19 protein-coding genes and 1 riboswitch are annotated in these 21,873 nt (G+C 75.1%); of the genes, 6 read left to right on the top strand and 13 right to left on the bottom strand.

What is annotated here, in order from left to right:
• Nucleotides 1-42 precede the first annotated feature (42 nt).
• The 3 genes from WIS52_RS28430 to WIS52_RS28420 form a co-directional block, all read right to left on the bottom strand.
• A complete protein-coding gene (locus WIS52_RS28430; protein WP_349301480.1) occupies nucleotides 43-699 on the bottom strand; it encodes an HAD-IA family hydrolase in 657 nt (218 codons plus the stop codon).
• A 377-nt stretch (nucleotides 700-1,076) separates the two neighbouring features.
• Nucleotides 1,077-2,864 carry an HNH endonuclease signature motif containing protein gene (locus WIS52_RS28425; protein ID WP_349301479.1) on the bottom strand — a complete coding sequence of 596 codons (1,788 nt, stop codon included), beginning with the start codon at nucleotides 2,862-2,864 and terminating at the stop codon, nucleotides 1,077-1,079.
• 876 nt (nucleotides 2,865-3,740) lie between these two features.
• Nucleotides 3,741-4,661: a TauD/TfdA dioxygenase family protein gene (locus WIS52_RS28420; RefSeq protein WP_349301478.1), complete on the bottom strand. Its 921-nt coding sequence runs from the start codon at nucleotides 4,659-4,661 to the stop codon at nucleotides 3,741-3,743.
• A gap of 80 nt (nucleotides 4,662-4,741) precedes the next feature.
• Between WIS52_RS28420 and WIS52_RS28415 the strand changes: the two genes are divergently transcribed.
• Together WIS52_RS28415 and WIS52_RS28410 are read left to right on the top strand one after the other, a co-directional pair.
• Nucleotides 4,742-5,452, top strand: coding sequence for a 4'-phosphopantetheinyl transferase family protein (locus WIS52_RS28415; protein ID WP_349301477.1), 711 nt, complete (start codon nucleotides 4,742-4,744; stop codon nucleotides 5,450-5,452).
• A 10-nt stretch (nucleotides 5,453-5,462) separates the two neighbouring features.
• Complete coding sequence (locus tag WIS52_RS28410; RefSeq protein ID WP_349301476.1) at nucleotides 5,463-7,025, top strand: DNA polymerase IV; 1,563 nt, start codon at nucleotides 5,463-5,465, stop codon at nucleotides 7,023-7,025.
• A 33-nt stretch (nucleotides 7,026-7,058) separates the two neighbouring features.
• Here the strand turns inward: WIS52_RS28410 and WIS52_RS28405 are convergent, their stop codons facing one another.
• The 7 genes from WIS52_RS28405 to WIS52_RS28375 form a co-directional block, all read right to left on the bottom strand.
• The gene (locus WIS52_RS28405) at nucleotides 7,059-7,442 is read right to left on the bottom strand and encodes a hypothetical protein (protein WP_349301475.1); all 384 of its coding nucleotides are present in this window, start codon (nucleotides 7,440-7,442) and stop codon (nucleotides 7,059-7,061) included.
• A gap of 37 nt (nucleotides 7,443-7,479) precedes the next feature.
• Nucleotides 7,480-7,649, bottom strand: a riboswitch (cobalamin riboswitch).
• Between the two features lie 25 nt (nucleotides 7,650-7,674).
• Entirely contained in the window at nucleotides 7,675-8,895 is a 1,221-nt protein-coding gene (gene cobA, locus WIS52_RS28400) for a uroporphyrinogen-III C-methyltransferase (RefSeq protein ID WP_349301474.1), read from the bottom strand.
• A 184-nt stretch (nucleotides 8,896-9,079) separates the two neighbouring features.
• On the bottom strand, nucleotides 9,080-9,523 hold the full coding sequence (locus WIS52_RS28395) for a cobalamin biosynthesis protein (protein WP_349301473.1): 444 nt from the start codon (nucleotides 9,521-9,523) through the stop codon (nucleotides 9,080-9,082).
• Nucleotides 9,520-10,953, bottom strand: a complete 1,434-nt coding sequence (locus WIS52_RS28390; RefSeq protein ID WP_349301472.1) for a cobyrinate a,c-diamide synthase — start codon at nucleotides 10,951-10,953, stop codon at nucleotides 9,520-9,522. The genes WIS52_RS28395 and WIS52_RS28390 overlap by 4 nt, the downstream gene beginning before the upstream one ends.
• Before the next feature lie 4 nt (nucleotides 10,954-10,957).
• Nucleotides 10,958-11,572, bottom strand: coding sequence for a cob(I)yrinic acid a,c-diamide adenosyltransferase (gene cobO / locus WIS52_RS28385; protein WP_349301471.1), 615 nt, complete (start codon nucleotides 11,570-11,572; stop codon nucleotides 10,958-10,960).
• 18 nt (nucleotides 11,573-11,590) lie between these two features.
• Nucleotides 11,591-13,864 carry a putative cobaltochelatase gene (locus WIS52_RS28380; RefSeq protein WP_349301470.1) on the bottom strand — a complete coding sequence of 758 codons (2,274 nt, stop codon included), beginning with the start codon at nucleotides 13,862-13,864 and terminating at the stop codon, nucleotides 11,591-11,593.
• Nucleotides 13,861-15,399, bottom strand: a complete 1,539-nt coding sequence (locus tag WIS52_RS28375) for a cobyric acid synthase (RefSeq protein ID WP_349301469.1) — start codon at nucleotides 15,397-15,399, stop codon at nucleotides 13,861-13,863. Before WIS52_RS28375 ends, WIS52_RS28380 begins: the two co-directional genes overlap by 4 nt.
• A 41-nt stretch (nucleotides 15,400-15,440) precedes the next feature.
• Between WIS52_RS28375 and WIS52_RS28370 the strand changes: the two genes are divergently transcribed.
• Entirely contained in the window at nucleotides 15,441-16,298 is an 858-nt protein-coding gene (locus WIS52_RS28370) for an SURF1 family cytochrome oxidase biogenesis protein (protein ID WP_349301468.1), read from the top strand.
• A gap of 42 nt (nucleotides 16,299-16,340) precedes the next feature.
• On the opposite strand, the gene WIS52_RS28365 is transcribed toward WIS52_RS28370, so the two are convergent.
• Nucleotides 16,341-17,426 (bottom strand): cobalamin biosynthesis protein, encoded by a 1,086-nt coding sequence (locus WIS52_RS28365; protein ID WP_349301467.1) that lies wholly within the window; start codon nucleotides 17,424-17,426, stop codon nucleotides 16,341-16,343.
• Between the two features lie 30 nt (nucleotides 17,427-17,456).
• On the opposite strand from WIS52_RS28365, the gene WIS52_RS28360 reads away from it, so the two are divergent.
• Nucleotides 17,457-18,095, top strand: a complete 639-nt coding sequence (locus tag WIS52_RS28360; RefSeq protein WP_349301466.1) for a flavin reductase family protein — start codon at nucleotides 17,457-17,459, stop codon at nucleotides 18,093-18,095.
• A 13-nt stretch (nucleotides 18,096-18,108) separates the two neighbouring features.
• Here the strand turns inward: WIS52_RS28360 and WIS52_RS28355 are convergent, their stop codons facing one another.
• Nucleotides 18,109-19,812 carry an AMP-binding protein gene (locus WIS52_RS28355; protein ID WP_349301465.1) on the bottom strand — a complete coding sequence of 568 codons (1,704 nt, stop codon included), beginning with the start codon at nucleotides 19,810-19,812 and terminating at the stop codon, nucleotides 18,109-18,111.
• Between the two features lie 211 nt (nucleotides 19,813-20,023).
• Here WIS52_RS28355 and WIS52_RS28350 point away from each other — a divergent pair, with 211 nt between their 5' ends.
• Together WIS52_RS28350 and WIS52_RS28345 are read left to right on the top strand one after the other, a co-directional pair.
• Nucleotides 20,024-20,590, top strand: coding sequence for a hypothetical protein (locus WIS52_RS28350; RefSeq protein ID WP_349301464.1), 567 nt, complete (start codon nucleotides 20,024-20,026; stop codon nucleotides 20,588-20,590).
• Between the two features lie 242 nt (nucleotides 20,591-20,832).
• Entirely contained in the window at nucleotides 20,833-21,246 is a 414-nt protein-coding gene (locus tag WIS52_RS28345; protein WP_349301463.1) for an SsgA family sporulation/cell division regulator, read from the top strand.
• A gap of 28 nt (nucleotides 21,247-21,274) precedes the next feature.
• Here the strand turns inward: WIS52_RS28345 and WIS52_RS28340 are convergent, their stop codons facing one another.
• Nucleotides 21,275-21,802, bottom strand: a complete 528-nt coding sequence (locus WIS52_RS28340) for a DUF5709 domain-containing protein (RefSeq protein WP_349301462.1) — start codon at nucleotides 21,800-21,802, stop codon at nucleotides 21,275-21,277.
• Nucleotides 21,803-21,873: the final 71 nt, after the last annotated feature.

Below are 21,873 nucleotides of genomic sequence, written 5' to 3'. Positions count from 1 at the left end.
GATCCGTTGCGTCCGGGGCGGGGCATGGGTCCGTGCCGCCGGTCAGGTGCGCAGCAGCGCCCCGTGGTCGAGGCGGTCGACGCGCTCGGTCGCGGCCGCGAAGTCGTGCCCGGCGGTGTTGGCGTTCGGGAACGCGACGACGCGCAGCGCGGCGCCGACGGCCGCGGCCACCCCACCGAGGTTGTCCTCGACGGCGACGCAGGCGTCCGGGGACTCGCCGAGGGCGTCGAGGGCATAGCGGTAGGCGGCCGGGTCCGGCTTGGGGGTGTCGACGACGGAGGTGTCGACGACCAGCGCGAAGTCGTCGCGGTCGAGGTCGGGGGCGAGGGCGGTGAGCAACGCGTCGACGTTGTCGCGGGAGGTCGTGGTGACCAGCGCGAGGCGGACGCCGTCGGTCTTCGCGGCCCGGATCGTCTCCAGCACGCCCGGCCGCGGACCGATGCCGGCGCCGGGAAGGCTCTGCCGGAACAGTTCGGACTTGGTCGCGTGGACGGCCGCGGCGTCGACGTCCTCGCCGGTCCGCTCGGCCTGTGTGGCGATGCGGTCGGCACCGCCGCTCGACTCGAGCATGCCGAGGTAGGTGTCGCGGTCCCAGTGCCAGTCCAAGCCGTGTTTCTCGAACGCGCGATTGAACGCGTCACGCTGGAGTTCCGAGGTGTCGGCGAGCGTGCTGATCGACCCGAAGAGAATGGCAGACATCTGGGAACCTTTCGCCGTTATTCGCGCACACCGCAATGCCGGATCGCAGCCGTGGCGACGAACCGGAACAGGCGTGTGGAGATGAGGCGGACCGCAGGTCAGCGATCCGGGAAGGGCGATCAGGAACGTGATCGCATCGGCATCGGCGGGACGGCCGTCGAACCACGGCCGCACGTTCTCCGGGATCCGGCGAACCTGATCCCGCAATTCGTGGCGGGCGACCTGCTTCTCGACCGCCCTATTTCCAGTATCGGGGACGTGCGAGGTTCGGCAACTCGAACTCGCATCCGATCGCTGTGGGGCCACGCACGGCGAGCTCCTCCCCACGGACCGGAGTCACCGTCCGGTACGGCCGGGTACCCGCGTGCGCAGTGGGATCAGAACGGCGGCTCCGCGGTCTTCTCGGCCAGCACCCGGGCGGCGAGCTCGGGGTCGCGCATCAGTTGCAGGGCCGATGGCCCGCGCTTGGCGACCTTGTTGGTCGCCCGCACCGGACCCACGGGGCTGGGGTCGGTGCGGTAGGTGTGCCCGGACGGGGTGGTCCATTCCACCGTGCCGTCGGCGTGCAGGGCGGTGCTCCAGCCGCGGCAGTGCTTGAGCAGGTGATCACCGCGGCAGTGCGGGCACAGGTTCTCCGCCACCGTCAGCCCACCGCTGCCATCAGCCCGGTGGGGGACGACGTGGTCGAGGTCGCAGCGGTGTGAGGGCACCCGGCAGCCCGGCGTGGCGCAGGTGGGGAACCGGGCGCGGACGAACGCATCGGTCTTCGCATCCGGCCGGTACGTGGTGGGGTCGCGGTACTGGACCTGCCCGGTGACCGGGTCGGTGAACAACCGGGTCCAGATACTGGCCGGGTCGAACGCCAGCGCCCGGGCATCCGAGGCCGGGATCGGGCCGAACCCGGCCAGTTCGGCGGGGTCGTCGTCGGCGCCGATCAGGGTGTCGGCCGAGACGGTGACGTTGATGCGGATCTGGACGGAGTTGCGGGCCGCGGGGGCGCCGCCGGGTGGGGCCGGGGCGATCCCGGGGATCGGCACGGGAGTGACCGGCTCCTCGTCCGGGCCGGATGGGGTCGCGGCCGGAGCGCCGCTTCTCGAGCCGGCTCCGGAGACGCTGGGCTCGAAGGCGCCGCCGCCGGAGTCAGCGCTGCCGGAGCCGCTCCGCCCACCGTCGCCGCGGCCGGAGGTGGTGTCGCTGGCCTCCGGGCCGGCGGACGGGCCGCCCGCGGAAGAGATGCCGTTCGAGTCGGTGCCGGTGCGGGGTCGGGGGATGCCGAACGGGTTCACCACGACCGGGCCCGCCTCCGCGGCCTGCCCGGCAGGCGCGGCGGGCGCGGCGGGCGCCGCAGCGTCCCCGGCCGCGGCCCGCGCCTCGGCCGCCGCAGCAGCAACCACCGCCGCGACCGCGGCGCTGCCCTCACTGGCATAGCCGGTGCCGTGCAACACCAGATCCACCAACGCGTCCGTGCGCCGCTCGTCCATCGATCGCGGATCCGAGGCCCCGCAGCCGCGGGCGTGCTGATCGAGCACCGCATAGACCCCGGTCGCCGCCGCGGCGGGCAGGAACACCCGCAGCACCGCCATCCCGTCCGGCTCCGGCGACACCACCACCGACCGCGCCCGAGCCTTACGCTCCCGACGCGTGCGCGGCACCTCATCACCCAGACGCACCAGGAACCGGGCGATCGCCGCCCCCAACTGCCCCGTCGTCTGCGTCGGAGCCTTCGGCAGCACCGCAGCCTGCAACCGGGCGATCTGGGAGTCGGTCAGGTTGTCCGCACCGTCGAGCACCTTCATGATCTTCGGCCAGGTCAACCGCCCCGCCCGCGCCAGCTCCGCGGTCGGCGCCATCCGCGGATCGAACAACCGCCGCGCATGAAACACCCGGACACCGGCACCCGTGCGGGTCAGATGCAACGCGAACCGGATCTCCGCGGTCGCCGAGTCCAGCGCACCCTCCAGGTTGTCCATCGGCCCCAACCGGCCATCACGAGCCGGGTCATGGTTCGCCAGGAACTCGACCACCTCCCGCTCGGCCCCACCGACGAACCCGTCGATCTCCTCGGACTGCATCACCTGCAACCGCGCGATCACCACCTCGAAGGCCTTGATGCGCTCCACCCGCTCGAACGACGACGTCCCCGCATCCGGCGGACACTCCAACACCGCGAACAGCGCAGCATCCGGCGGATGCTCCGACCACCGCGGAGGGCCGGGATCCGGTGGCGGCACCGAGTCCCGGCCGGAGTCTTCCGCGGCCGAGGGGGACGCGGCGGAGCCCGCGCCGGACAAGGCGGTGCCGGCCAGATCTGTGCAGGCCGGATCAGTGTCGGCCGGATCAGCCGAGGACGTGTCGTCGAACATGCGTGAGAGCATCGCGAAGGGGTCTGACAGTTTCGGCTGGTCAGCGAGCCCATAACGGAAAGGTCACCCGAAGAGAGCAGCGACCCGCGTCAGGCTGCGCTGTCATGTCTCAGGACATCGGTGACACCGTGGGTGTTGCCGGTGGTGGCACCTCCGCCGCGAGGCTGCGCCGGTGCCCGCCCATGAACTCATCGAGCTCTGCCTCGCGATCTCGCCGTTGGCCCAACGACGCACCGCGGGGTGCGGTCCCGACGTTCTGCGCCGAGCACGGCATCTCGCGCACGCCGTTCCACGACCTGCGCAAACACGCCTGTCCACCGGCCGCCGGTCCCCACCGCGACACCCCGGCCGCCCCCGCCGGCCGGTCCGTCCGCCGGCACCCGCCTGCGAACGGTGAGCTGTCACCCATGTGCTGAGACATCACGCGCGTCAGGCCACTCCCCCGCACATTGCCGTCGCGCGAGCCCACGACCACGCCACGCCTCGGCCGTGGCAGAACCTCCGCGACGCGACGCGACGCGACGCGACGATGCGATCGTGCGGACGACCGGGCCACAGTGCGTCTCGGCACGGCACGGCACGGCACGGCGTCTCGGCACGGCACGTGCGCCACGGCCGTCGCCCCATCAGGCCGGACCTGCGTGCGGGACCGGACCGCCCGGCCCCGCACGGTCAGGATCAGAAGGGCCGGTCCCCCGCGATCGCCACGCGCTCCATGACCCGCTTGTGCGGGTGGTAGTCGCCGACCGCGTAGTGCTGGGTGGCGCGGTTGTCCCAGAACGCGACCGTGCCCTCGGCCCACCGGTAACGGACCTGGTACTCGGGCACGTGCGCCTGCGCGAACAGGTGCCGCAGCAGCTCGTCGGACTCGGATCGCTCCATGCCCACGATCCGCGTGGTGAAGGACGCGTTCACGTACAGCGTCCGCCGCCCCGTCTCCGGGTGGGTCCGGACGACCGGGTGGGTCACCGGCGGGAACGTGTCCTCGAGCTCGGCCAGCTTGGCCGGGTCGAGGAACCGGGCGAAGCCGGGGACCATGTCGTGCACCGCGACGGCGTCGTCGATGCGGGACTTCACCCCGGCGGAGAGGTTGTCGTAGGCGACCGCCATGTCGGCCCACATCGTGTCCCCGCCGGACGGCGGCGCGGTGACCATCCGCAGCACCGCGCCCATCGCGGGCTCGGGGCGGAAACTGGTGTCGACGTGCCAGATGTTCTCGAAGGTCTTCGGTCCGGCGCCGAACCGGACGACGTCGGCGGTGTCCCCCGCCTCCAGCAGCGGGTTGGTCTCCAGCTCGCCGAACAGCAGCCCGAAGTCCACCTGCTGCGCGCTGGTCAGGTGCTGGCCCGGGAAGAACAGCACCTTCCACTCCAGCATCGCGCGCCGGATCTCGGCGAGCAGCTCGGGCGACGGCGGCCGGCTCAGGTCGACGCCGGTGATCTCGGCACCGAGGGTCCGGGCGAGCGGGGTGACGGTGAAGGCCTCGTACGGTCGGTCGGGTCCGTCGCCGGGCAGGCGGCACAGCAGGCGCTCGCCCTCCAGCAGGTCGATCGCGGGGGTGGATCGGGGACGGAGTCCGGTATCGAGGTCAACACTCACGATCACCGATCCTGCGATCCGTACCCCGCCCCTGGCAAGAAGCAGCATCACGTGCGACGACGGCGTGCGAGGCTGACCCGGTGACCGTGACCGTCTGGTGGGCCTCGCCGATCGACCCGACGTCCCGGCCGGACCTGGCCGGGATCCTGGACCCGCACGAGCGTGAGCGGATGGCGGCACTGCGCCGCGACGACGACCGCGCCCGCTACCTGGCGGCGCACGCGCTGGCCCGGCTGGTGCTGGCGGACGCGCTCGGGACCGACCCGGCCACGCTGGACATCGACCGCACCTGCCGCTGCGGGAAGCCGCACGGCAAACCCCGCCTGGCCGGCCGCGGCGGGACGCCCGGCTTCTCGATGACCCACTCGGGCCGGCTCGTCGGCGTCGCGCTCGGGACCGGTCCGGTCGGGTTGGACGTCGAGGGGCACCGTGCCCTGTCCGGCCTCGACGGCCTCACCGAGCACGCGCTCTCGCCCGCCGAACGGGACGCCCACACCTGGGACACCGGGTCCTTCCTGGTCGCCTGGACCCGCAAGGAGGCCCTGCTCAAGGCCACCGGCGAGGGCCTGGCCAGCCCGATGGACGCGATCACCCTCTCCGCGCCGGGCACCCCGGCCGAGGTCCTGGACTGGCGCGACGTCGACGGGTCGTGGTGGGTGGCCGACGTCGTGACCCCGTACGGCGACCACCCGGGCGCCGTCGCCGGTGCCGGGGAGGCCGCACCACCGATCGTGGTCGCCGACGGCGACAGCGTCCTGGAGGCGACACAGCGCTGTCGGTGCCCGGGGTGACAATGCGGGGGTGAGCGACGCACGGTGGGTGCTGCACCTGGACATGGACGCGTTCTTCGCGTCCGTGGAGCAGCTGACCCGCCCGACGCTCGCGCAGCGGCCGGTGCTGGTCGGCGGGCTCGGGCCGCGCGGCGTCGTCGCCGGGGCGAGCTACCAGGCCCGCGAGTACGGGGCGCGCTCGGCGATGCCGATGGGCCAGGCCCGGCGGCGCTGCCCGCACGCCACCGTCCTGCCGCCCCGGTTCCCGCTCTACAAGGCGGTGTCCGACGAGGTCATGGCCGTGCTCGCCGAGGCCTCCCCGGTACTCGAGCCGGTGTCGGTGGACGAGGCGTTCCTCGAGCCGCCGTCGCTGGCCGGGGCAGGACCGGCCGAGGTCGAGGAGTTCGCCACCGGGCTGCGCGCGGCGGTACGGGAGCGGACCGGGCTCGCGGCGTCGGTCGGCGCGGGATCCGGCAAGCAGATCGCCAAGATCGCCTCCGAGCTGGCCAAGCCGGACGGGCTGCGGGTCATCCCGCACGCCGAGCAGGACGACGTCCTGGCGCCCCTGCCGGTCCGGTCGCTGTGGGGCATCGGGCCGGTCTCCGGCGAGGCGCTGCGGAAGATCGGGATCGACACGATCGGCCAGCTCGCCGCGATGGACGGCCGCGAGGTCACCGGGGTGCTCGGCAGTGCGGTCGGCACCGAGCTGCACCGGCTGGCCCGCGGGATCGACGCGCGCCCGGTCGCCCCGCGTGGCGCCGCGAAACAGATCAGCGCCGAGACCACGTTCGACACCGACCTGACCGCGATGACCGCCGTGCACGACGCGATCGCGACGATCACCGAGGCGGTGCACCGCCGGCTGGTCGCCGACGGCCGCGCCGCCCGCACGGTCACCGTGAAGGCCCGGACCGGGGACTTCGTGACGACGACACGGTCCGAGACGACGCCGTTCGCCGGCCGGGAGCTGTCCACGCTGACGGCGATGGCGCAGCGGCTGGCGGAGACCGCCGTCGGCGAGGGCGGGGTGCGGTTGCTGGGCGTGTCGGTGTCCGGGTTCGGGGACGAGCCGCCCCTGGCGCTGTTCGACGCGGTCCCCTCGGCGCAGGGGTGGACGACGGCCCCGCTCACCGCCCACCTCCCCGATACCGACGGGGACGGGCCGGGGACCGCGGCAGGCGCCGTTCCCGTCGGGGCCGGCGGTCGCAGCACCGGCGACGCGGCGGTCGTGCGGACGCTGTCCGGGGAGCCGGACGATCCGGTGCCCGACGTGTCCGTCCGGGCGGAGCCGGTCGTCCGGGACCATCCGACGATGTCGGCCCCGGAGCACGACGTCGCCCCGGACCTCCCCGATCCGGCGCCCGGCGACCATCCCGATCCGGACCGGCCGTGGCGCGCCGGGGACGACGTGCGCCATCCCGGGCACGGCCACGGCTGGGTGCAGGGCGCCGGGCACGGCCGGGTCACGGTCCGGTTCGAGACGGTGGCGACCGGTCCGGGCCGCACCCGCACCCTGGACGCCGCCGACCCGGACCTGTGCCGCGCCGACCCCCTGCTCAGCTGGCGGCCGGCCGACCTCGCAGAGCAGCCCTGACACACCTCGGGACAGGGGCGGGGAACGCCGGGGTCAGCCGGGCAGCGGGCTGCCGTGCGGCCGGGTCACCCGTGCACCGGCGGGCGCCCGCACCGCCAGCGCCGGGACGGCGCGGCCGAGGCCGTCCAGCACGGCGCCGAGGGCCACGTCGGCGGCCGGGTCGCCGTCGGCCACCAGCACCGCGCGTCCCGCCGGGCTCCCGGCGGCCCAGGCCGCGATCCGGGCGACGGCGTCGCGGGCGGGGACCGGCTCGACCCGCCAGGCCTCGGCGTAGAACAGTGCCACGGACTCCGGGCCGTGGCCGAAGGTGAAGACGGTGTCGGCCTCGGCCAGCAGGTACTCGGCGGGCGGGCCGGACGGGTCGTCGTCCGGTCCGGTGCCGAGCACGTCGAGCAGCGGGCGTGCGTCGTCGTACATCGCGTGTCCTCCTCGAGGGTCCGCGCCCTCACAGCATGGGAACCGTGCGACGACGGCCAGTGTCCTGGCTCCCGGATCGACACCCCTCCCCGGCCTTCCCACCGGCGTGCGGCAGTGGCCGTGACATGGGGAGGCGCTCCCCGGTGACAGTGGCGGGACCGCGCCGGACTCGCACCGGCTTCCTGCACCGTCGTCGTGGGAGAGCCCATCACGCGCGACGGCGCGGGTCAACTCACCCGCCGACCGGTGCCTCCAGCCCGGCGACCGGGCCGATCACGACGATCGCGGGCGGGCTGATCTCCTGCTCCGCGGCGGCCTGCTCGGCCGCGGCCAGCGTGGTGCGCACCGAGCGCTGGATGCGGGTGGTGGCGTCCTGCACGATCAGCACCGGGGTCCGCGGGTCGCGGCCGTGCTCGACGAGCACGTCGGCGAACCGGCCGATCCGCTCCACCGCCATCATCAGCACGATCGTGCCGCGCATCCGGCCGAGCGCCGGCCAGTCGGTGAGGCTGCGCGGGTCACCGGGCGCGACGTGCCCGGACACGACGACGATCTCGTGCGCCACCCCGCGGTGGCTCACCGGCGTCCCGGCGACGGCGGGCGCGGCGAACGCGCTGGTGATCCCCGGGACGACGGTCACCGGCACCCCGGCCGCGGCGCAGGCCTGGACCTCCTCGAACCCGCGGCCGTAGACGAACGGGTCACCGCCCTTGAGCCGCACCACGAACCGGCCGGCCCGGGCGTGCTCGACGAGCAGCTCGTTGATCTTCTCCTGGGCCATGGCGCGGCCGTAGGGGATCTTGGAGGCGTCGATGACCTCGACGTCCGGGGAGAGCTCGTCGATCAGGTCCCGGGGGCCCAGCCGGTCGGCGACGACGACGTCCGCGCGGGCCAGCAGCCGCCGCCCGCGCACGGTGATCAGCTCGGGGTCGCCCGGGCCGCCGCCGACCAGCGCGACGCCCGGCTGCGGGGGCTCGGCGGAGTCGTCGACGACGCCGGCCGCCAGCGCCTCGACCAGCGCGGTCCGGACCGCGGCCGAGCGACGGTGCGCACCGCGGGCCAGCACCCCGACGGTCATCCCGTCGAACCCGCCGGTGGCCGGGGTGACCGCGGTGCCCAGCGCGCCGTCGTCGGCGCGGACGCAGAACGTCCGGGAGCGCTCCGCCTCGGCGGTGACCGCGGCGTTGACGCCCGGGTCGTCGGTCGCGGCGATCACGTACCAGGCGCCGTCGAGATCGCCGCCGGTGTAGCCGCGCGCAGTCCAGGTGATCTCACCGGCGGAGGCCATGCCCTCGACGGCCGGGGTGACCTCGGGCGAGACGACCTCGACGTCCGCCCCGGCCGCGATCAGCCGGGCGACCCGGCGCTGCGCGACCTGTCCCCCGCCGACGACGACGACCCGGCGGCCGGACAGGTCCAGACCGGCCAGGTACTGCTCGTGCTGCGCGCTCAACGACGTTCCTCTCCCGGGGTCCGCACCCGGACGGCTGCCTGCCGCTCCCGGCCTCCCGGGTCACGACGGCGGGTCCCGCGGCGCCGCACCGGATCCCGCCCGGCGGCGACGATCGAGGATAACGGCCCGGGCGGGCGGGGCCGAAGCGTCGGGAGGCCAACCCCACACCACCGGCCGGAACGCCTCAGCCGGTCGCGGGCGACCCCGGTGGCCGGGCGACGGCGACCGTCACCCCGTCCCCCGTGGTCTTCGGCACCACCAGCTCGGCATCCGGGCCAGCCGCCCGCAGCGCCGCCGCCTCGGCGACACTCGGCGTCCCGGTCGCGTCGGCGACCCGGGGATCCGGCGACGGCACCGCCACCGCGGCGAGCTCGGCGGCCGGGTACCCCCGCGGCACCACCGGCGCGACGGCGGCGCACAACCCCGGCTCCCGCGCCCGCCGGTCCAGCGTCGCCACCTCCGCCCCGGTGAGATCCAGCCCGTGCCGCACCGCGACGTCGTCCAGCAGCGCCCGCACCGCCGACGCCGGCGTCCCGGGCCGCAACCCCACCCCCACGACGAGCGTGATCACCGGTTCCGGAGCGGGGCGTTCGTCTCCCGAACGCTGCGCGCCGGAACCGTCGATCATCGGCCCGCCGCGGCGGCGACGAACCGGGCGACGGCGGCCGGGACGCCCGCGGGGTGGGCGTGCAGGAACGACGCGTGCACCCCGCCGGAGACGAAACCCTCGGGCTCGCCCCCGCGCCAGGCCCAGGCCGGGGCCGCGCCGGCGCGCGGGGTGACCGCGCACCGGTGGAACTCGTGCGCCCCGACCCGGCTCCCGGCGGGGAACGCCGCCGACGGCGACACGGCGACCGCCTCCCGGTAGCCGAGCGTGAGCCGCGGGGTCATCGCGGCGGAGGCGTCGAGCACCCCGCACATCGGGGTGCCGTCGAGGTCCCGGCACAGGTAGAGCAGCCCGCCGCACTCGGCGTGCACCGGCGCCCCGGACGCGGCCAGTGCCGCCACCTCCGCGCGCAGCGATGCGTTGTCCCCCAACGCGCCGACGTGCTCCTCGGGGAATCCGCCGGGCAGCACCAGCGCGGCGGTCCGCTCGGGCAGGTGCGGGTCCCGCAACGGGTCGACGGCGACGACCTCGGCCCCCGCGGCCGCGAGCAGCTCGGCGTGCTCGGCGTACCCGAACCCGAACGCCGGCCCACCGGCCAGCGCGACCACCGGCCGGTACCCGGCACCCGCCCTCGTCCCCACCACTGCCCGTGCCACGAGCGGGCCCGTCCCGGCGGCGACGGGAGCGACGAGGGGGCCGTCGGTGGGCCCGGGGCGGACGGCGGCGATCTCGGCGGCCGGGTCCCAGGCCGGCCCCTGCGGCAGCGGCCGGGCGAGCCCGACGAGCGCGTCCAGGTCCACATGTGCGGCGACCAGCTCCGCCATCGCGTCCACCGCGGCCGTCGCGGCGGCTCCGTGCTCGGCCGCGGTGACCAGGCCGAGGTGCCGCGACGGCACCGCCAGCTCCGCGCGCCGGGGCACCGCGCCGAGCACCGGCAGCCCCACCTCGTCGGCGGCCGCACGCAGCACCTCGGCGTGCCGCTCGGAGCCGACCCGGTTGAGGACCACACCGGCGAGCTCGATCGAGGAGTCGAACGACCGGAACCCGTGCAGCAGCGCGGCCAGCGAGCGGGCCTGCCCGCGCACGTCGACCACCAGCACCACCGGGGCCCCCAGCGCGGCGGCGACCTGCGCGGTGCTCCCGGCGCCGTCCGGGATCCGGCCGTCGAACAGCCCCATGACCCCCTCGACGACGGCGACGTCCGCACCGCGCGCACCGTGCCGCGCCAGCGGCGCGAGCCGGTCGGGCCCCTGCAGCACGACGTCGAGGTTGCGGCCGGGCCGTCCCGCGGCCAGCGTGTGATAGCCGGGGTCGATGTAGTCGGGCCCGACCTTGAACGGCGCGACCCGCGTCCCGCGCCGGTGCAGCGCCGCCATGATCCCGGTGGCGACGGTCGTCTTCCCGCTGCCCGACGACGGCGCCGCGACCACCAGCGCGCGCGGGGCGGTCACGCGCTCACCACTCGATCCCCCGCTGCCCCTTCTGCCCGGCGTCCATCGGATGCTTGATCTTCGTGGTCTCCATGACCAGGTCCGCGGCCTCGACCAGCGCCGGCGGGGCGTCCCTGCCGGTGACGATCACGTGCTGGTGCCCGGGCCGGTCGGCCAGGGTCGCGACGACCTCGTCGACGTCGATCCAGCCCCACTTCAGCGGGTAGGTGAACTCGTCGAGCACGTAGAGGTCGTGCGCACCGGCGGAGATGCGGCGGCGGATCTCGGCCCAGCCCTCGGCGGCGTCGGCGGCGTGGTCGGCCTCGGTGCCGGACCTGCGCGACCAGGACCAGCCCGACCCCATCTTGTGCCACTCGACCGGCCCGCCCTGGCCGGTCTGCTCGTGCACCGTGCCGAGCGCGCGGAACGCCTCCTCCTCGCCGACCTTCCACTTCGCGGACTTGACGAACTGGAACACGGCGATCGACCAGCCCTGGTTCCAGCCGCGCAGCGCCGTCCCGAAGGCGGCGGTCGACTTCCCCTTCATGGCGCCGGTGTGCACCACCAGCAGCGGGCGGTTGCGACGCTGGCGGGTGGTCAGCCCGTCGGTGGGGACACTGGCGACCTGGCCCTGCGGCACGGTCGGCTCTCCTCTCGTTCAGGCGGCCCGGGGCTTGTCGCCCGGGGCGCGACGGGCGGCGCGGACGACGTCGCCGACCCCGTCCGCGGTCAGCTCGTCGAGCCGGACCAGGTCGCCGCCGGCCGCGGCGGCCAGCGGCGTGGCGAGGCCGAGCCGCACGTGCCCGGACTCGCAGTCGACGACGACGGTGTGCACCCCGTCGGCGGCCAGCAGCCCGGCGGCCCGGTGCGAGTCGGCCACCGGGTCACCGCCGGCCCGGCCCGGGACGGTGGCCCGGCCGTCGGTGAGCAGGACCAGCAGCGGGCGCCGTCGCGGGTCGCGGCGCCGCTCGGTGGCCAGCACGGCGCGGGCCTTGAGCAGCCCGCCGGCCAGCGGGGTGCGTCCGCCGGTGCGCAGCGTCGCGAGCCGCTGCTGCGCGGTGGGCACCGACGACGTCGGCGGCAGCGCCAGCTCGGCGGCGCGGCCCCGGAAGGTGACCAGCCCGACCTTGTCCCGGCGCTGGTAGGCGTCGCGGAGCAACCCCAGCACGGCGCCGGAGACGGCGGTCATCCGGCGGCGCGCGGCCATCGAGCCCGAGGCGTCGACGACGAACAGCACCAGGTTCCCCTCGCGGCCCTCCCGCTCGGCGCGGCGCAGGTCGCCGCGCCGGACGACCAGCCCCGGTCCGTGCCGCCCGCGTTCCCGCTGGTGCGGTGCGGCGGCGAGCACGGTGGCGGGCAGATGCAGGTCCGCGGCGCGGGAGGTGCCGCCGTCGGTCGGGCGGACGACGCGGCCGGTGTCGGTGCGGGCCCGTGAGCGACGTCCGGGGGCGCCGGCCCCGAGCCCGGGGACGGTGAACGTCCGGACGGTCGCGCGGTGCAGCCGCGCCGCATCCCCGACGACGACGGCGCGCCCCTCCCCACCGTCCCCGCCGGCCGCCCCGGGGCGGGTGCCGCCGGAGTCGTCCGCCCCGGAGCCGCTCGGGTCAGGGCCGGTCGGGTCGGTCGGGTCCGCCCCGCCGGGGCCGTCCCCGGTGCCGGAGGTGCCCTCCGCCCCGTCCCGGGTGCCCCGGTTCCGGGCATCCCGGTTCCGGTCGTCGCGATCACCGTCCTCGGCATCGCGGCGCCCCGCCGGACCGGACCGGCCGGCGTCGTCGGTCCCGGGTCGGCCGTCGTACCCGTCACCGCCGTCGTCCCGGCCGGACCGGTCGTCCCCCGCCCCGTCGCCGGAGCCGTCGGTCGAGGAGCCGGACCCGGGGTCCGGGTCGTCGTCGGGGCCGTCCGGCCCCAGCTCGTCCGCGGCGTCGCGCAGCGCCTCGTCGAGGTCCTTCTCGTCCAGGCCGGGCTCGTCGAACGGGTCCCGGCGACGCCGGTGCGGCAACGCGAGGCGGGCCGCGACCCGCACGTCGTCCTCGGCGACGGCGTCCCGCCCCTCCCAGGCCGCGTGCGCCGCGGCGGCACGCGCGATGACCAGGTCGGCGCGCATGCCGTCGACGTCGAACCGGGCACACACGAACGCGATCCGGCGCAGCTCGCGGTCGGACACCGCGACCGCGGCGACCCGCGCGCGGGCGTCGCGGAGCCGCTGCGCGGTCCCGGCCTCGGCCTCGGCGAACCGGGCGGTGAACCCGCTCGGGTCGTCCTCGAACGCCATCCGGCGCCGGGTCACCTCGACCCGGGTGCCGACGTCGCGGCTGGCCCGCACCTCCACCGTCAGCCCGAACCGGTCGAGCAGCTGCGGGCGGAGCTCGCCCTCCTCCGGGTTCATGGTGCCGACGAGCAGGAACCGCGCGGCGTGCGAGACCGAGACGCCGTCGCGCTCGACGTGCGCGCGGCCCATCGCGGCCGCGTCGAGCAGCAGGTCGACGAGGTGGTCGTGCAGCAGGTTGACCTCGTCGACGTAGAGCACGCCGCGGTGCGCGTCGGCGAGCAGGCCCGGCTGGTAGGCGCGGCGTCCCTCGGACAGCGCGCGTTCCAGGTCCAGCGACCCGACCAGCCGGTCCTCGGTGGCGCCGACCGGGAGCTCGACCAGCCGGGCCGGACGGGTCCCGTGGCCGGAGTCGGCGGGGTGCGGCCCGTCCGGACACAGTGGATCCGGCGCGCCGGGATCGCAGCCGAACCGGCACCCGGACACCACGTCCAGCGACGGCAGCAGCGCCGCCAGCGCCCGCACCGCCGTCGACTTCGCGGTGCCCTTCTCGCCCCGCACGAGCACCCCGCCGACCCCCGGGTGCACGGCGTTGAGCAACAGCGCCAGCCGCAGGTCGTCGTGCCCGACGACCGCGGAGAACGGGAACCTGGGAGTCGTACTCACGCGGGTGAGGCTGCCAGACCGGAGCCGAGCACCGGGAGATCCGGGGGCACCCCATGTCCGATCAACTGTTCAAGTGACGACGTGTCGAGATGACGTTCGACCAGGTCGGCCAGCAGATCGACCTGCCGGGTCCGCTCCGCGGCGAACGACGTGTCGTCCGCCACCCGGAACCCGGTCCGGCCCGCCTGCGCGGCGAGGCGGGTCAGCAGCAGCCGGCGGAACCCGTCGTTCTCGGCGAGCCCGTGCCAGTGCGTGCCGAGCACGTGACCGCGGTCGGAGCCCTCCCACTCGATCAGTGACGGATCACCGGAACGCACGACCCGCCCGTGGTGGATCTCGTAGCCGGTCACCGGCTCACCCCAGGCGGTGCCGGTCGGGCTGCCGAGGTGCTTGGCCGGGTCGAAGGCGACCTCCAGGTCGAGCAGGCCCAGCCCGTCGACGACCGTCCCGGCGGTCGCCTCCGCGCCGTCCGGGTCGGCGATCGTCCGGCCCAGCATCTGGTACCCGCCGCAGATCCCGAGCACCGGACGCCCGGCGGCGGCGTGCGCGGCGACCGCGGCGGCCATTCCGGACTCCCGCAGCCAGGCCAGGTCGGCGACGGTCGACTTCGACCCGGGCAGCACGACGACGTCGGTGTCGGCGATCCGGGACGGCTCGGTGACGTAGGAGACGGCGACGCCGGGCTCGCAGGCCAGTGCCTCGGCGTCGGTGGCGTTGGAGATCCTCGGGAACCGGACGACGGAGATCCGCAGCCACTGGTCGCCACGCGGCGGGGCGGGCCTGCCCAGGACGCCGTCGGGCGGAGCGGACAGCGAGTCCTCGGCGTCCAGCCAGAGCCCGTCGGCGAACGGGATCACGCCCAGCGTGGGCCGCCCGGTCAGGCTCCGCAGCTGCTCCAGACCGGGCTCGAGCAGCCGCGGGTCGCCCCGGAACTTGTTGATCACGAAGCCGGCGACCAGCGCCTGGTCGGCCGGGTCGAGCACGGCGAGCGTCCCGAACAGGTGCGCGAGCACCCCGCCGCGGTCGATGTCGCCGACGACGAGCACCGGCAGCCCGGCGCGCCGCGCGAGGCCCATGTTGGCCAGGTCGGTGGCCCGCAGGTTGATCTCCGCCGGGGAGCCCGCCCCCTCGCACACGACGACGTCGTAGCGGCGCCGCAGCGCGGCGAGCGAGTCGGCGACGACGTCGGCCAGCGCGGCGGTGCGGTGCCGGTAGGACAGCGCCGAGACCTGCCCGTCGGCCCGCCCGCGGACGACGACCTGGGAGGTCCGGTCGCTGCCCGGCTTCAGCAGGACCGGGTTGAGGTCGACGCCCGGAGCGATCCCGCTCGCGAACGCCTGCATGGCCTGGGCGCGGCCGATCTCACCGCCGTCCGGGGTGACGACCGAGTTGTTGCTCATGTTCTGCGCCTTGAACGGCGCCACCGACACCCCGCGCCGGTGCAGCCACCGGCAGATCCCCGCGACGACGGCGCTCTTGCCGGCGTCCGAGGTCGTGCCTGCGATCAGGATCGCGCCGCCGAGGTCGGTACCCACGGGCGTCAGTATGTCCCGGTGCAGGATCTACCCTGGGAGGCGTGCGTTTCCTGCTGCGCCCCGGGTGGATCGCCTTCGTCGTCGCCGTGCTGGCGTTCGTCGTGGCGTGCTACACGCTGCTCGCGCCGTGGCAGTTCGACCGGGAGGCCCAGCGGGACGCGCAGAACCAGCAGATCGCCGAGGCCGACGCGACCGCGCCGGTGCCGTTCGCGGAGCTCGTCCCGGCCGGGCAGGGCGTCTCCGGCGACGACGTCTGGCGCCGGGTGGACCTGACGGGCACGTTCGAGCCGGGCTCGGAGGCCGTCGCGCGGCTGCGGCAGAGCAGCGGTCAGCCGGCCTACGAGATCCTGACCCCGCTGCGTCTGGCGGACGGCCGGACCGTCGTGGTGAACCGGGGCTCGGTGTTCGCCGGGGACCGCGGTGAGATCCCGGCCTACGCGCCGCCGCCGGCCGGAACGGTGACCGTGCAGGGCCGGCTGCGCACGAACGAGACCGACCCGGCGGCCCGGGCACCGTTCACCGAGAGCGGGGTCCGGCAGGTCTACGCCGTCGACTCCCGCGAGGTCGCCGGGATCACCGGTCTGACGACGGTCGAGGGGATCGTCGCGCTCGACCAGGGCCAGCCCGGTGTGCTCACCCCGATACCCGTCGCCCCGCCCGGCGGCGGCGCGCCGTTCAGCAACTTCTCCTACGCGCTGCAGTGGCTGACGTTCGGGCTGGTCGCCCTCGTCGCGCTGGGGATCTTCATCCGGCTGGAGCTGCTGCAGCGGCGGCCGGACCGGGACCGGCCGGTCAGCCTGCGCGACCAGCTCGCCGGCCGGGACGGCTACGCCCCGGAGGACACCGGACCCGGCGGCGACGCGGAGCGCCACGACCAGAACACCCGCAGCACGACCTGACCCCACCCCCACCGGCAACCACCCGCCCCCGGGCGCAGCCGCTCACCGGTCTCGTCGGTGCTCACGCGATGGGGTGAGCAGCGCGACAACTGGCGAGCGTCCACGCCGGCCACCGGTGGGCGGGCAGCGGTCGGCGAGGAGCCGGGCCGTTCCGACCGCCAGCGCTCCGGCCGTCACCGCCACCAGGCGGGACAGCCGGGCGGTGCGGTGCAGGTCCGTGACGCCCGGCGCGCGGCCGTCGCCCAGCGAGGGACGGTCCTCGGTGCCGTGGGCGTAGGTCGTCGGACCGCCGAGACGCAGGCCGAGCGCGCCCGCCGCGGTCGCCTCGACCGGGCCGGCGTTCGGGCTCGGGTGCCCGCCGGCGTCGCGCCGCCAGGCCCGTGCGGCCGCACCCGGGCTCCCGCCCACCAGCGGCGCCACGGCGACCGTGATCGCCGCCGTGACCCGCGCCGGGACCAGGTTCACCAGGTCGTCGAGCCGCGCCGCCGCCCAGCCGAACCGGGCGTGGCGGGCCGAGCGGTAGCCGACCATCGCGTCCAGGGTGTTCACGGCGCGGTAGCCGAGCAGCCCCGGCACCCCCGCGACGGCGCCCCAGACCAGCGGCCCGACGACGGCGTCCGAGGTGTTCTCGGCCAGCGACTCCACTCCCGCGCGGGCCATCCCCGCCTCGTCGAGCAGTGCGGGGTCCCGGGCGCAGAGGCTGGGGATGCGGGCGCGGGCCGACGTCGTGTCCCCCGCGGCCAGGGCCGCGCCGAGGGCCTCGCCCTCCCGGACCAGGGAGGTCCCGCCCAGCACGGCCCAGGTCGCGAGCGCCGTGAGCCCGACGTGCGCGGCCTGCCGCAGGTGCGCGTCGCCCGCGGTGTTCCCGGCCCCCCGGCCCGCCGCACACCAGGCACCCCCCGGACCGGCGACCGCGCGCTCGGCGAGCGCCCCGACCACGACGGTCGCCCCGACCAGCACGGCCGCGTAGCCTGCGCCGGCGAGGCGGGAGTCGCGGTACAGCCGTCGTTCCAGCCCGGCGGCGAGCGTGCCGAACCCGGCCACCGGGTGCCCGCGCCGCGGATCGCCGGCCACGGCGTCCGCGACGATCCCGATCACGAGTCCGGTCGCCCGGGTACGGATGCGCACGAGCCGACCGTAGGGGGCAGGATCATCGTCATGCGCACGGACCTGACACCGGAGCAGATGGGCGTCGGCCCGTTCTACAAGCTGCTGACCAGCGTCGTCGTCCCCCGCCCGATCGCGTGGGTGTCCACCCGCTCGGGCAGTGAGGACGGCGGCGTGGACAACCTCGCCCCGCACTCGTTCTTCACGGTGTCCTGCGTCGACCCGCCGATGGTCCAGTTCACCTCGGTCGGGAAGAAGGACTCGCTGCGCAACGTCTCGCAGACCCGCGAGTTCGTCGTCAACCTGGCCGGCGAGCCGATGTTCGAGAAGATCAACGCCACCGGCACCGACTTCCCCGCCGAGATCAGCGAGTTCGCCTCGGTCGGGCTGACCCCGGAGCCGAGCGCCGTCGTGGCCCCGCCGCGGGTCGCGGAGTCGCCGGTGGCGCTGGAGTGCGTGCTGCACGCGAACATCGAGCTGGGGAACTCGACCGTCGTGATCGGCCGGGTCGTGCACGCCGCGATCTCCGAGGACGTGTTCGTCACCGACGAGCGCGGCACCAGCCTGCCCGACGTCCGCCGGCTCGCCCCGCTCGCCCGGCTCGGGCGCAACGAGTGGGCCCGGCTCGGCGAGATCGTCGACATCACGCGGATTCCCTACGACCGCTGGCCGGGCCACTTCGGACGGTGACCCGGCCCCGGGCTCAGAGCGTGTACTCCGTCGGCGGCTGCTCGGCCGGGTCGGCGTGGATCTCCTCCTCCCGCCCGCGCAGCTCGACCCGGCGGATCTTCCCCGAGATCGTCTTGGGCAGCTCGAAGAACTCCAGGCGGCGGATCCGCTTGTAGGGCGCGAGGTTGTCGTGGGCGAACTGCAGGATCGCCGTCGCGGTCTCGGCGTTCGGCTCGTGCCCCTTCGCCAGCGCGACGTAGGCCTTCGGGACCGCGAGCCGGACCGGGTCCGGTGAGGGCACCACGGCCGCCTCGGCGACGGCCGGGTGCTCGATCAGCACGCTCTCCAGCTCGAACGGGCTGATCCGGTAGTCGCTGGCCTTGAACACGTCGTCGGCCCGCCCGACGTAGGTGATGTAGCCGTCGGCGTCGCGGTTGCCGACGTCGCCGGTGTGGTAGCGCCCGCCCGCCATCGCCTCGGCGTTGCGCTCGGGGTCGTCGGTGTAGCCGACCATCAGCCCGGTCGGGCGGTGGTCCAGGTCGAGGCAGATCTCGCCCTCCTCCGCGACGTCCCCGGTCGCCGGGTCGACGAGCACGACGACGTAGCCGGGCATCGGGCGGCCCATCGACCCGGGCTTGATCGTCTGGCCGGGCGGGTTGCCGATCTGCAGAGTGGTCTCGGTCTGACCGAAGCCGTCGCGGATCCGGCGGCCCCAGGACTTCTCGACGTGGGAGATGACCTCTGGGTTGAGCGGCTCCCCCGCGCCCATGACCTTCTCCGGCGGCGACGGCAGCGTCGTCAGGTCGGTCTGGATCAGCATCCGCCAGACCGTCGGCGGGGCGCAGAAGCTGGTCACCCCGCAGGAGTCGAGCACGCCGAGGACGCTCTCGGCGTCGAACCGCGCGTAGTTCATCACCAGCACGGTCGCCTCGGCGATCCACGGCGCGAAGACGTTGGACCAGGCGTGCTTGGCCCAGCCCGGCGAGGAGATGTTGAGGTGCACGTCGCCGGGCTCCAGCCCGATCCAGTACATCGTGGACAGGTGCCCGACCGGGTAGGACGTGTGCGTGTGCTCGACCAGCTTCGGCTTCGAGGTGGTACCGGAGGTGAAGTAGAGCAACAGCGTGTCCGACGCCGAGGTGGGACCGTCCGGGGTGAACTCACGCTCGGCGTCGTAGGCCTCACCGGACCAGTCGCGCCAGCCCTCGACCGCGCCGCCGACGGAGATCCGGGTGTAGTCGCCATCGACGTCGTCGAACTTCGCGGTGTCCGCCGACCCGACGACGACGTGTCGCGCCTGCCCGCGGTCCACCCGGTCCTGCAGGTCGGCCGGGGTCAGCAGGGTGGTGGCCGGGATGACGACGGCGCCGAGCTTCATGGCCGCGAGCAGCGCCTCCCAGAGCTCGAGCTGGTTGCCGAGCATGAGGATGATCCGGTCACCGCGGGCGACACCCTGCGCGCGCAGCCAGTTCGCGACCCGGTTCGACCGCTCCGCGAGCTCGGCGTAGGTCCAGTGGGCCTGCGACCCGTCCTGCTCGACGATCCACAGTGCCCGGCGGGCGCCGCGCTCGGGGTCGGCGGCGACGACGTCGAAGTGGTCCAACGCGAAGTTGAACTCCGTCAGCTCGGGCCAGCGGAAGTCCCGGTAGGCGCCCGCGTAGTCCTCGCGGTGGGCGAGCAGGAAGTCGCGCGCGGAGTGGAACTCCGTGGTGGCGGCGGTGCCGGTTGCGGACGCCATGGCGTGTGCACCTCATCATCGTTCGCGGTCGGGCTCGGTGTGACCCGTGCCCGGTGAGACCCTGGCTCGGTGTGACCCTAATGACTCAATTCGACGCACGGGAGTCCGAACGCCACCGCCGGTCGCCCCGTCCGGCCCGTTCGTCGTCGATCACCGCGAGTCCGGGCCGGTACCGTGCTCGCACCGGCCGCTCCGGCCGTAGGGTGCCCGCGTGACCGCGCCGAACCTCCCGAAGGTGACGCCCGCCGGGACGCCGTCCCCCGCGGAGCGACCGGAGTCGTGGAGCGGTGCGGACTGGTTCCGGGTGGGCCGGTACGGCCCCCGGATCCTGCTGCGCGGAGCGCTGGTCGGCGGGGCCCTGGTCGTCCTGGTGCTGCTGCTGGTCGGGTGCGCCGGCGCATCGACGCCGGAGGCCGGGAGCGGCTCCGGGGCACCACCGTCGTCGTCCACCGTGGACACGCCGGCGCCGTCGCCCGCGGGCGGCGGGGAACAGGACGACGCGCTGCCGTGGCCGGTCGCCGACCGGGCGGCCGCGGACGAGATGCAGCAGCAGGCCGACCGGGGCGGCTCGCCGTGGGTGCTCGACCCGGAGCAGGTCGCGCTGTCCTACGCCGAGGCCGAGCTCGGGTACCAGGACCCGTCGGCGACGGTGCCGGAGCCCGGCCGTGCGGAGGTCGCGGACGGCGCGACCGCCGGCCGGGCCGCGCTCACCCTGGAGCAGCCGGTGCGCCCGGGCCCCGGCGGCATCTGGACGGTCACCGCGATCGAGAAGCGCTGAGAGGACACGGGGCGTCGAGCACGACACGGACAGTCACCGAATCCGACGACGACCTGACGACAGGGCCAGGCCGACCCACTCTCGGGTCGCCCGAGATCGCGCGCCGTATACGGTGAGTCGACCGCCTCGCTCGCGCGAACGGGTGAATCGGTGCCGAAGGTGCAGCGCCGGAGGGCTTTCCGGCGATGTTCATGGTGAGACCGCGCCACCAGCGCGGTCGCACGAGGTTCCAGGAGGGCGAGATGAACGGCGACTCGATCCAGCAGGATGTCTTCACCGTGCTGCACGGGCAGGCGTCCCCGATCGTGAGTCGCTGGTCGTACCACGCCGCCGATCCGTTCGCGATCACGTTCTCCGTGCGGCGCTCGACCGACCGCTGGGTCGACTGGCTGGTCGCCCGGGACCTGGTGATCGAGGGCCTGACCACCCCGACCGGCATCGGTGACATCCGGATGGCGCCGCGGCGGGTGGACGGCTACGACGTCGTCGAGATCGAGATCCGGTCGGACGGCGGGTCCGCGACCCTCGAGGTCGACCGCGACCTGCTGGCCCAGTTCGTGGACGCCACGCTCGAGATCGTGGATCTCGGCGAGGAGAACGACCACCAGGACCTCGACGGCGCCATCGCCCGGCTGACCGGCAGCGCCGCCGCCTGACCGACGGCGCCGCCCGGCCACGGGCCCGTCAGCTCTCGCGATTCCACTCCGGGTCCGTCTCGGCGTCCGACTCCGCGTCCGCGACTGCCTCGTCGGCCTGGTCGTCGTCCGCCAGCTGCGCGCTGACCTCCGGGTCGCCGACCGGCGTCTCGTCGACCACCGGCTCGATGCCCGGGTCGACGTCGTGCACGGCGGCCTCCTCGGCGCTGGCCGCGCCGCCGTCGATACCGACCTCCTCGGCCGTGCCGTCGGCAGCGTTCTCGCCGTCCGGCGCGGGCTCGGAGGTGGTGAGCCGGCCGGAGCGGTCCTCGTCGGCGCCCGGCTCGCGGTCCGGCAGCTCACGGGCCAGCCGCGCGTCGTGGCTCTCGCCCTCCCGCTCCCCCGCCGCGGTGACCGCGTTGTCGTCCACGCCGTAGGGCCGGTCCGGCGGGACGTACCCGGAGTCCAGCGGATCGGTGTCCGAGGGGCCGGTCAGCGCCTCGTCGGTGTCCAGCTGCAGTGCCGACGCCATGTCGGGCGCCTCGGGCTGGAACTCGTTCTCGTCGCCTGCGGCCATGGGAAGCGCGTCTCCTGTCGTTCGTGCTCGGATCGGGATCGGTCCGGGTTACCCCGGTGGTGGCGCCGTCA

The sequence above is a fragment of the Pseudonocardia nematodicida genome, assembly GCF_040105385.1.
Lineage (GTDB): Bacteria > Actinomycetota > Actinomycetes > Mycobacteriales > Pseudonocardiaceae > Pseudonocardia > Pseudonocardia nematodicida.
The sequence above is the reverse complement of the archived record's forward strand: the minus strand, read 5'-3'. Positions and strand labels throughout refer to the sequence as shown.